Origin of the sequence: Herbaspirillum sp. YR522, assembly GCF_000282575.1 — a bacterium.
Classification (GTDB): Bacteria; Pseudomonadota; Gammaproteobacteria; order Burkholderiales; family Burkholderiaceae_D; genus Herbaspirillum.
Genome location: NZ_AKJA01000018.1, coordinates 1 through 9,171, shown reverse-complemented (window position 1 = coordinate 9,171; position 9,171 = coordinate 1). Strand labels below are relative to the sequence as shown.

At 64.4% G+C, this 9,171-nt stretch carries 8 protein-coding genes; 6 read left to right on the top strand and 2 right to left on the bottom strand.

Features of this window, described 5'->3' with window-relative positions:
- Nucleotides 1-1,437 (top strand): chemotaxis protein CheA (locus PMI40_RS03970; protein ID WP_008112355.1); only part of this gene is annotated, 1,437 nt, incomplete at its 5' end.
- Between the two features lie 74 nt (nucleotides 1,438-1,511).
- Here the strand turns inward: PMI40_RS03970 and PMI40_RS03965 are convergent.
- Nucleotides 1,512-2,876 (bottom strand): chloride channel protein, encoded by a 1,365-nt coding sequence (locus tag PMI40_RS03965; RefSeq protein ID WP_008112353.1) that lies wholly within the window; start codon nucleotides 2,874-2,876, stop codon nucleotides 1,512-1,514.
- On the bottom strand, nucleotides 2,873-3,814 hold the full coding sequence (locus PMI40_RS03960) for a CysB family HTH-type transcriptional regulator (protein ID WP_008112350.1): 942 nt from the start codon (nucleotides 3,812-3,814) through the stop codon (nucleotides 2,873-2,875). The genes PMI40_RS03965 and PMI40_RS03960 overlap by 4 nt, the downstream gene beginning before the upstream one ends.
- Before the next feature lie 434 nt (nucleotides 3,815-4,248).
- On the opposite strand from PMI40_RS03960, the gene PMI40_RS03955 reads away from it, so the two are divergent.
- The 5 genes from PMI40_RS03955 to PMI40_RS03935 form a co-directional block, all read left to right on the top strand.
- Nucleotides 4,249-5,946, top strand: coding sequence for a nitrite/sulfite reductase (locus PMI40_RS03955; protein WP_008112348.1), 1,698 nt, complete (start codon nucleotides 4,249-4,251; stop codon nucleotides 5,944-5,946).
- Nucleotides 5,939-6,466, top strand: coding sequence for a DUF934 domain-containing protein (locus PMI40_RS03950; RefSeq protein WP_008112346.1), 528 nt, complete (start codon nucleotides 5,939-5,941; stop codon nucleotides 6,464-6,466). Before PMI40_RS03955 ends, PMI40_RS03950 begins: the two co-directional genes overlap by 8 nt.
- A 14-nt stretch (nucleotides 6,467-6,480) precedes the next feature.
- The gene (locus PMI40_RS03945) at nucleotides 6,481-7,239 is read left to right on the top strand and encodes a phosphoadenylyl-sulfate reductase (RefSeq protein ID WP_008112344.1); all 759 of its coding nucleotides are present in this window, start codon (nucleotides 6,481-6,483) and stop codon (nucleotides 7,237-7,239) included.
- Nucleotides 7,236-8,171 (top strand): sulfate adenylyltransferase subunit CysD, encoded by a 936-nt coding sequence (cysD, locus tag PMI40_RS03940; protein ID WP_008112342.1) that lies wholly within the window; start codon nucleotides 7,236-7,238, stop codon nucleotides 8,169-8,171. Before PMI40_RS03945 ends, cysD begins: the two co-directional genes overlap by 4 nt.
- A partial coding sequence (locus PMI40_RS03935; protein WP_008112339.1) for a sulfate adenylyltransferase subunit 1 occupies nucleotides 8,171-9,171 on the top strand: 1,001 nt, incomplete at its 3' end. The genes cysD and PMI40_RS03935, both read left to right, overlap by 1 nt.

Below are 9,171 nucleotides of genomic sequence, written 5' to 3'. Positions count from 1 at the left end.
GCTGCCGCCCCCGCCACGGCAGCCGCCGATGGCGCCGGGGTGATGACCGATGGCCAGCTCGACTGGGATGCGCTATATCGTGCAGTGGCTCCCAATGCACCGGGCGCCCCGGCCCCTGCCGCCGCTACTGCGGCCGCGCCGGTCGCCGCTGCCGCCGCGCCTGCGGTGGCCGTCGATGCCACGGCACCCGCCGAAGCCGCCAAGGCCGCCCCGGTGCAGCAGAACCGCCGCGCCACCGATGGCGGCGGCGCCAAGGAAGAAAGCATCCGTATCGATGCCGGCAAGCTCGACGCGCTGCTGGAAGTGGCCGGCGAATCGGTGCAGGCCGCCAACCAGGCTGCCGTGCTGCTCGAAAAGCTGCAGCAATTCAAGTTCGAAGGCACCGCCGGTGCCCTGATGTCGACCCTGGCCGAGACGCTGGGTCGCGCCTCGCGCTATTCCAGCGAGTTGCAGCGCGCCACGCTGTCGACCCGCATGCAACCGGTGGGCCGGCTGTTCCAGAAGTTTCCCCGCCTGGTGCGCGAACTGGCCAAGGACCTGGGCAAGGACGTCGACCTGGCCATTTCGGGTGCCGATACCGAAGTCGACCGGGTGGTGGTCGACAGCCTCTACGATCCGCTGGTCCACATGCTGCGCAACTCGCTGGACCACGGCATCGAGGTCGATCGCGCCGCCGCCGGCAAGCCCAACAAGTCCACCATTTCGTTGCATGCCTGGCAAGCCGGCAGCAGCGTGATGATCGAGGTGTTCGACGATGGCAAGGGGATGGACCCCGAGATGCTGCGCAACAAGGCGCTGGCAAAGGGACTGATCACCGAACACCAGGCGCTGACCACCGACGAGGCACTGCAACTGGTGTTCCTGCCCGGCTTCTCGACCAAGGAAGTGGCCTCCAGCGTGTCCGGCCGCGGCGTGGGCATGGACGTGGTCAAGACTGCCGTCGAAAAGCACCGGGGCACCATCCGCATCGACTCGACCATCGGCAAGGGGACCAAGTTCTCGATCCGCCTGCCGATCGAACTGTCGATCATCCCGACCATGCTGGTGCGCTGCGCCGGCGCCCCGCTGGCGCTGCCGATGGCGGTGGTCGAGCGGGTGGTCGAGCTGCCCGAGAATTTCGATGGCGTGGGCGGCGCCCCGGTCATGCGCGACCAGGGTCGCCCGCTGCCGGTGCATTCACTGGCCGCCGTGCTGGGCTACGAACCGGGTGTCGAACGGGTGGGCGTGGTGATGGCAGTGCCGCATCCCTACATCCTCAGCGTGGAAGCAGTCGAAGGCACGGCCGACCTGGTCATCAAGCCGTTGACCGCCATCCACACCAGCGGCATCACCGGCACGGCGCGTTCGGCCGAGGGCGAACTGGTGCTGGTGGTGGGCCTGTCGTTCCTGCTGGACGGCTGCCGCGATACCGAGCGCGCGGCGTTGGCGCAGGGCTAGCCCGGCGCCCCGCCCTGGTCAAGACGGCATCCCGCGGGATGCCGTTTTTTTATCGGTGACCGCCTGCCACGCGGTCATCTGTCGAACAGATCCAGTTGGCGCACGTCGCCGGCCTGCCCGGCCACCACCGCCTGCGGCGCCCGGTGCTGTCGATAGCGTTCCGACAGCGCCTCGTAGAGCGACGGCGCGAACAGGCGCGAGACCTGCGTGGCCAGCAAGGCGGTCGCCATCAGCGAGATGACCAATGCATGGCCGTTGATCATTTCCATGACGATCACGAATGCCGTGATGGGCGCCTGGGTCACGGCCGCCAGGTAGCCGACCATCGCCAAGGCGATCAGGGCAGGCAACGAGATATCGCCGAAGGCCATGTGCAGCAGGTTGCCGAACCCTGCGCCGATGGACAAGGATGGAGCGAAGATGCCGCCGGGGATACCCGGCAGGTAGGATCCGACCAGCGCCGCCATCTTGGCCAGCGGATAGATGGCCGATATCTGCTGCTCGCCGCTCAGCAGGCCCCGCGCCTCGAGGTAGCCGCTGCCGAAGGTGGCACCACCGGCAAGCACGCCGATGACGGCCACCAGCAACCCGCACAGCGCGCCGAACAGCACCGGGCGCCGACTGCGCATCTGGCGCAATGGCGCCGGTATCCAGCGCTCGGTGTTGAGCAGCAGCCAGCAGAAAATGCCTCCCGCCACGCCCATCGAGACACCACTCAGCAGCACCGCCAGCACCATTTCGCGGGCGTGGTCGGCAATGGCGCTGATCGAACCGAAATACACGGTATTGCCATTGAGCCCCAGCGCCACGATGCCGGCGAAGATGATGGTGGTGATGATCACCCCGCTGGCGCGCTGCTCGAAACTGCGCGAGAGCTCTTCGATGGCGAACACGATGCCGGCCAGCGGAGTGTTGAAGGCTGCCGCCAGCCCCGCTGCGGCGCCGGCCAGGATCAGGCGCTTTTCGATGACGGCGCTGGCATGGGCCGGATAGAGCCGGCGCAGGTTGAACATCAATGCCGCGCCGATCTGCACCGTGGGTCCCTCGCGGCCGATCGCAAAGCCGCCGACGATGCCCATGAAGGACACGCCGATCTTGCCCACGACGATCCTCAACGTCAGCAGGCGCCGTGCCAGGGGCGCATCGCGTGGCGTCTCGTCGCCCAGGGCGGCGATGACCTGCGGAATGCCGCTGCCTTCGGCACCGGCGAAGAAGCGCCGGGTCAACCACACCGAGGCGGCGCCCACGGCAGGCGTGAGCAGCAGGGGCAGCCATGGATAGCGCTGCTGCGCCCCATGGAACAATGAAAATCCATAATCGATCAGCCAGGCATACAGCACCGCCACCAGGCCGGTGACCACCGCACCGCTCCACAGGATGCCGTACTGGAGCCAGAGGCGGCGGATCCGACGCCGGGTCTGCAAGCTCAGTGCGCTCATAGTTCGTACATGTCCTTCTCGCCTTCCATGACCTGCGCGATCAGCTTGCGATTGAGCGTGGGCGCCAGCAACTCGATGAAGGTATAGACATAGCCGCGCAGGTAGGCGCCCTGCTTGAGCGCCACGCGCGAGACATTGGTGCCGAACAGGTGCCCCGCCGGCAAGGCCCGCAAGCCGCGGTCGCGCTCGGCGTCGAAGGCGATGCCGGCGATGATGCCCACGCCCATGCCCAGTTCGACATAGGTCTTGATGACGTCGGCATCGATCGCCTCGAGCACGATATCGGGCTTGAGGTTGCGCAGGCCGAAGGCATGATCGATCTTGCTGCGGCCGGTGAAGGCGGCGTCATAGGTGATGAGCGGGTTGCTGGCGATCTCTTCGAGCGTCAGGTTCTTCGATTGCAGCAGGGGATGATCCGGCGGCACCACCACCACATGCTCCCATTGGTAGCACGGCAGCGATACCAGGCCATCGATGGCGGTCAGCGCCTCGGTGGCGATGGCGATGTCGGCCTGGTCGTTGCGCACCATCTCGGTGATCTGGCGCGGATTGCCCTGCAGCAACGACAGATGCACCTTGGGATACTTCTGGGTAAAGGCCTGCACTACCTTGGGCAACGCATAGCGGGCCTGGGTGTGGGTGGTAGCAATGGTGAAACTGCCGCTGTCGTGGGCCGCGAATTCCTTGCCGATGCGCTTGAGGCCATCGACTTCCTGCATGATCAGCTCGACCGACCTGAGCACCGCCCGCCCCGGCTCGGTCAGGCCCCGGATCCGCTTGCCATGGCGCGTGAAGATGTCCACGCCCAGTTCTTCCTCGAGCTCGATGATGGCCTTGGACACGCCCGGCTGCGACGTATAGAGCGCCTTGGCGGCCTCGGTGAGGTTGAAGTTCTGGCGCACCGCCTCGCGCACGAAACGGAATTGATGAAGATTCATGAAAGTCCTCGCAAACGGCCGCGCGACCGTCGCTGTTATCAGTGTCAGGCGCAGGGCCCGGCCGGGCGGCGCTGGCCAGCAAATTCGGTAACCGCACTTCTATATGCCAAAGACGTATATAAGCAAATAAATACTATGTAGTTTGGTTTGAAACATAAGTTTATTACGATTTGTCGCGTAATGGGCGAGGTGTTATGACTGTTTCTTATGAAGCCGGCCGACTCGTCGTCGGCGCTTGCCGAAAGTGGATTGCCAATCGGAGTAAACTGCCCGGGCGACCATGGTCGCTGCAACCTTGCGTGGCCTGCTGGCGATTACGCTGACGAGCGTCGCCCCACAAGCTGATTTGAAGCTGATCGTGCAGGCTGGTTTTTCAATACGGAGCATTGCCGCAACAGTGCGCGGCTCCATAAGACGTTAACGGGGACTACAAGATGTACCGCTATGACCAATACGATCACCAGATCGTCAAAGAGCGTGTCGCACAATACCGTGACCAGGTGCGTCGGCGCCTGTCGGATGAACTGGCCGAAGAAGAATTCCGCATCCTGCGGCTGCAGAACGGACTGTACCTGCAGCGCCATGCCTATATGCTGCGCATCGCGATCCCCTATGGCATGCTGGCCTCGAACCAGCTGCGCAAGTTCGCCGAGATCGCCGTCAAGAACGATCGCGGCTACGGTCACTTCACCACCCGCCAGAACATCCAGTTCAACTGGATCAAGCTGGAAGAGTCGCCCGATATCCTGGCCGAACTGGCCAGCGTCGAAATGCATGCGATCCAGACCTCGGGCAATTGCATCCGCAACACCACCTCGGACGAACTGGCAGGCGTGGCCGCCGACGAGATCGTCGACCCCCGTCCGTACGCCGAGCTGATCCGCGAATGGAGCACTTTCCACCCCGAATTCGCCTACCTGCCGCGCAAGTTCAAGATCGCCATCAGCGGCGCCCTGGAAGACCGCGCGGCCACCGCCGTGCACGACATCGGCCTGCACGTGATCAAGAACGATGCCGGCGAAGTCGGCTTTCGCGTGCTGGTCGGTGGCGGCATGGGACGCACCCCGATCCTGGGCAGCGTGATCCGCGAGTTCCTGCCCTGGCAACACGCGATGTCATACCTGGAAGCGATCCTGCGGGTCTACAACCAGTACGGCCGCCGCGACAACATGTACAAGGCGCGCATCAAGATCCTGGTCAAGGCCATCGGCCCCGAGGACTTCGCGCGCCAGGTCGAGCAGGAATGGGCGCAGATCAAGGACGGCCCCTCGACGCTGACCGAGGAAGAGCTGCAACGGGTGGCGCAATTCTTTGTCGCACCTGCCTACAAGACCCTGCCGGCGGTCGATGCCGAGTTCGAGCGCCGTAGATCGGAAGAGCGCGGCTTTGCCAACTGGCTGCAGCGCAACGTCAAGCCGCACAAGGTGCCCGGCTACGCGGCCGTGGTGCTGTCGCTGAAGAAACCGGGCGTGCCGCCCGGCGACATCACTGCCGACCAGATGAATTTCGTGGCCGACCTGGCCGACCAATACAGTTTCGGCGAACTGCGTGTGACCCACGAGCAGAACCTGGTGCTGGCCGACGTCGAACAATCGCAACTGCACACGTTGTGGCAGGCAGCCAAGGTACACGGCCTGGCCACGCCCAACATCGGGCTGCTGACCGACATCATCTGCTGCCCGGGTGGCGACTTCTGCTCGCTGGCCAATGCCAAGTCGATTCCGATCGCGCAAGCCATCGCCGAGCGCTTCGAAGACATCGACTACCAGCATGACATCGGTGAGATCGAACTCAACATCTCGGGTTGCATCAACGCCTGCGGCCACCACCACGTCGGCAACATCGGCGTACTGGGCGTGGACAAGGACGGCTCCGAGTGGTACCAGGTGTCGCTGGGCGGCGCCCAGGGCAACCAGTCGTCGGTGGGCAAGATCATCGGCCCCTCGTTCTCGGCACCGCAGATGCCGACGGTGATCGACCGCCTGCTGCAGGTCTATGTGGCCCAGCGCAATGAAGACGAACGCTTCATCGATACGGTGCGCCGCATCGGTGTGGCCCCGTTCAAGGAATTTGTTTACGCCACGCCGATCGCATCGGCCGCCTATGTCGCCGGAGAAGACGCACATGCCTGACATCATCAAGAACAAGACCGTCGTCGCCGACGACTGGAACATCCTGCGCCTGGCCGAAGGAGAAACCGCCGAGACGGTAAGCGTGCCGCAGGGGCGTGTGGTGGTGCCGCTGACGGTCTGGAAGGCCCAGCGCGAAACACTGCAGCAGCGCAGCGAACTGGGTGTATGGCTGGCCAGCGACGAGCGCCCCGAGGAACTCAAGGGCGAGCTCGATCACTTCGCGGTGGTCGCGGTGGACTTCCCCAAGTTCGCCGACGGTCGTGGCTATTCGATTGCCTACAACCTGCGGGCGCGGCTGGGCTATACCGGCCAGTTGCGCGCCATCGGCGACGTCCTGCGCGACCAGCTGTTCTACATGCAGCGGGTCGGCTTCGACGCCTTCGCCGTGCGCGCCGACAAGAATATCCACGACGCCGTCAAGGGCCTGACCGACTTCTCCGAGAAGTACCAGACCTCGTGGGACGAGAAGAACCCGCTGTTTCGTCGCGTGCGGCGCACCAACGCGCAAGCAGCGGACTAGGCAGGAATACCATCATGTCCGAGTACGGTTTGCAGGACCTCATCGCGCGCACCCGCGCCACGCTGGAACTGATCGCCAGCCAGTATGCGCCCGCCGTGTTCGCCTCCAGCCTGGCGGCCGAGGACATGGTGTTGACCGACCTCATCCTGCGCGCCTCGCTGCAGGACCGGATCGGGATCTTCTCGCTCGAGACCGGGCGCCTGCATGCCGAGACGCTGGAGATGTTCGACCGGATCGAGTCCACCTACGGCTATCGGGTCCAGGCCTATCGCCCGCAACCCGAGGCGGTCGAACGGTACGTCAGCCAGCACGGCCTGAACGCTTTCTACGATAGCGTCGAGTTGCGCCGCGAATGCTGCCGCATCCGCAAGATGGAACCGCTCGGGCGCGCCCTGGCCGGCAAGCGGGCCTGGGTTACCGGGCAACGCCGGGCGCAGTCGGTGACCCGCGCCGCGCTCGATGTGCAGGAGCACGACCAAGCCCACGGGATGGAGAAATTCAACCCGTTGGCCGACTGGTCCGAAGAGGACGTCTGGGCGTACATCCGCGCCAACGACGTGCCCTACAACCGGCTGCACGACCAGGGTTTTCCGTCGATCGGCTGCCAGCCCTGTACCCGTGCCATCGAACCCGGCGAGGACGTGCGCGCCGGACGCTGGTGGTGGGAAAACCCGGATTCGAAGGAATGCGGCCTGCACGTGGTCGATGGCAAGCTCATCCGTATCAAGTCTCACTCGGCAACACATCAATCAGCATCGGAAGGCCCGGCATGAACACAGCGGTAGACAAACTCTTCTTCGATAACGCCAGCGACCGTCACCTGGACTGGCTGGAATCGGAAGCCATCCACATCATGCGCGAGGTCGCCGCCGAGTGCAGCAACCCGGCCCTGCTGTTCTCCGGCGGCAAGGACTCCGTGGTGCTGCTGCGCATCGCCGAAAAGGCCTTCCGTCCAGGCAAGTTCCCGTTCCCGCTGGTGCATATCGATACCGGCCACAACTTTGCCGAGGTGATCGAGTTTCGTGACCGGCGCGCGGCCGAACTGGGCGAACGCCTGGTGGTGCGCTCGGTGGAAGACTCGATCAAGCGCGGCACGGTGCGCCTGCGCAATCCGCTGACCGATTCGCGCAACGCCGCGCAGGCGGTGACGCTGCTGGAGACCATCGAGGAATTCAGGTTCGACGCCTGTATCGGCGGCGCTCGCCGCGACGAGGAAAAAGCACGCGCCAAGGAACGCATCTTTTCGTTTCGCGACGAGTTCGGCCAGTGGAATCCCAAGGCCCAGCGGCCCGAACTGTGGGACCTGTATAACACCCGCGTGCATCCGGGCGAGAACATGCGGGTGTTCCCGATCTCGAACTGGACCGAGCTCGACGTATGGCAATACATCGCGCGCGAGAAGCTGGCGCTACCCTCGATCTATTTTGCCCATGAGCGCCAGGTGATCGCGCGTAACGGCCTGCTGGTGCCGTTGACCGACCTGACCCCGGCGCGCGAGGGCGAGGCGGTCGAACAGCGTATCGTGCGCTTTCGCACCGTGGGCGACATCTCGTGTACCTGCCCGGTGGCATCCGAGGCCGACTCGGTGGCCGCCATCATCGCCGAGACCGCCGTGACCCAGATCACCGAACGGGGCGCTACCCGCATGGACGACCAGACCTCCGAAGCCTCGATGGAAAAACGCAAGAAAGAAGGATATTTCTGATGAACGCCGCAGTTGCCCCAGAACAATCGCATGCCGCCACCCAGACGCACGAACGCGGCCTGCTGCGCTTCATCACCGCCGGTTCGGTCGACGATGGCAAGAGCACGCTGATCGGCCGCCTGCTGTTCGACAGCAAAGGCATCTTCGCCGACCAGCTCGACGCCATCTCGCGCGCCAAGCACAAGCGCACCGTGGGCGACACGGTCGACCTGTCGCTGCTCACGGATGGCCTCGAAGCCGAACGCGAACAAGGCATTACCATCGACGTCGCCTATCGCTACTTTGCCACCCCCAAGCGCAAATTCATCATCGCCGACACGCCGGGCCACGAGCAGTACACCCGCAACATGGTCACCGGTGCCTCCACCGCCGACGCCGTGATCATCCTGGTCGATGTGTCCAAGGTGAAACTGGGTGACGACGGCAGCGTCGAATTGCTGACCCAGACCAAGCGCCATTCGACCATTGCCCACCTGCTCCGGATCGAGCACGTGATCGTGGCCATCAACAAGATGGACCTGGTCGGCTACGACCGTACCGTCTATGACCGCATCGTCGGCGCATACCAGGCCTTTGCGCAGCAGCTGGGACTCAAGGATGTGCACCCGATCCCGCTGTCGGCGCTGGCCGGCGACAACGTGGTGGCCAAGGGCGACAAGCTGGCCTGGTACCAGGGCCCGACGCTGATCGAACTGCTGGAGTCGCTGTCGGTGGTTGAACAAGCGCATGCGCAACCGTTCCGTTTCCCGGTACAACTGGTGGCACGCCACAATGGCCATGAAGCCAACGACTTCCGCGGCTACATGGGTCGCATCGAGGCCGGCCAGGTCCGCCGCGGCGACCAGGTGCTGGTGTTGCCTGGCAACCAGAACGCCACCGTCAAGGACATCCAGACCCTGGACGGCTCGCTGGAAGTGGCCAACGCCGGCCAATCGGTGACACTGCTGCTGGACCAGTACCTGGATATCTCGCGCGGTGACATGCTGGCCGCGGCCAGCCA